Origin of the sequence: Streptomyces sp. NRRL WC-3549, from assembly GCF_000721935.1 — a bacterium.
Taxonomy (GTDB): domain Bacteria; phylum Actinomycetota; class Actinomycetes; order Streptomycetales; family Streptomycetaceae; genus Streptomyces.
This window is the reverse complement of sequence record NZ_KL585422.1, coordinates 30,608-31,975: the sequence shown is the minus strand read 5'-3', so window position 1 is coordinate 31,975 and position 1,368 is coordinate 30,608. Positions and strand designations below refer to the sequence as shown.

At 73.5% G+C, this 1,368-nt stretch carries 1 protein-coding gene; it reads right to left on the bottom strand.

The genetic code is table 11. The features are described 5' to 3' along the window. Positions 1–97: 97 nt before the first annotated feature. The gene (locus tag IH13_RS0126310) at positions 98–1,132 is read right to left on the bottom strand and encodes an NUDIX domain-containing protein (RefSeq protein ID WP_031088450.1); all 1,035 of its coding nucleotides are present in this window, start codon (positions 1,130–1,132) and stop codon (positions 98–100) included. Between the last annotated feature and the right edge of the window lie 236 nt (positions 1,133–1,368).

The window sequence follows — 1,368 nt, the reverse complement described above, 5'->3', positions numbered from 1 at the left end:
CGCGGTCTGCCTTGCCAGCCCGCGCAGAGATGTGTATAAGAGACAGGACTCGTCGAGGCGCCCGCAGCGGGCGGCCGGGTCGCCCGGGGCGGCCTTCTCAGCCCACCGGGACCCCGGCCTCCAGGTTCAGCACGGCGCCCCGCTCCCGCGCCCGCAGCGCCCAGCGCAGCCGCTCGTAACGGGTGGGCGGCAGCAGGGAGGCCGCCTCCTCCTCCGTGACGAACCGCCAGCCGCGCAGTTCGGAGACGGGAAGCAGCAGCCGCGCGGCGTCCGGAGGGCTCAGGCGTCCCCCGTCGAAGAGGAACCGCAGGCCGCCGTACCCGGGCGGTTCGGGCGCCTCCCAGTCGACCACGAGCAGCTTCGGAGCGGTGGCGAGGGTGATGCCCAGCTCCTCGGCCACCTCCCTGATCCCGGCCTCCGCGGGTGCCTCCCCCGGCTCCACGACTCCGCCGGGGACCTCCCAGCCGGGTTTGTACGTCGGGTCGACGAGCAGGACCCGGTCCTGCTCGTCGAAGAGCAGGACGCCCGAGGCGACGGTCTCGGCCCGCGGCTGGGGGCTCTGGACGATGCCGCACTCCCTGGCCTCGCCGGTGCGCACGGCCTCGGCTATCCGCTCGGCCGTCTCGTACGGGGTGAGGGCGCTGGTGTCGATGGTGAGCGCGTCGCCGGTGATCCAGGCCAGCGCCTCCCGGTAGGGCGCGATGTGGTCGTAGGCCCAGCCGCCCCCTCCGCTGTGCGGGGGGCCGCCGGCGGCCCTCTCCCGGTCGGCCATCCGCTGCCGCAGTATCGTTTCCTCAGGCGAGAGCAGTACATGGCGCACCGGGATGCGCCGGGAGGCGAGCCCTCCGAAGATCTCGTCGCGGTACTCCTGGCGCAGGAGTGTCATCGGGACGACGAGGACCCCGGGGAGCTCGGCGAGGAGCGCGGCGGCCGTGTCCACCACCAGGCGCCGCCACATCGGCAGGTCCTGGAAGTCGGTGATGTCGGCGAGTCTCTTCTGGGGCAGCAGACGGCACAGGTGCTCGCCGGTCGCCTCGGGATCGTAGAAGGTGCTGTTCGGGATCAGGTCGATCAGTTCGTTCGCGGTGCTGGTCTTGCCCGCACCGAACGCACCGTTGATCCAGACGATCACGGGTCCCCCTCATCCGTAGCCCACTGTGGCTTGCCCGCAACACCCCGCTGCGGAAACCCCGTCGAGGCGGAGTCGTTGCCTCCGCGGGGGTCCGGCGCCGCCGGGGACGTCCACTGTACGAGCCCCGGCCCGCACCGGCGGAGGGGTTCGCAGGCGGGGCGGGAGGGGCCGGGCGGGCCGAGGGGCTACTGCGCCGCCACCGCCCGTACGCCGTTGCTCCCGGCCGACGGGAGCTC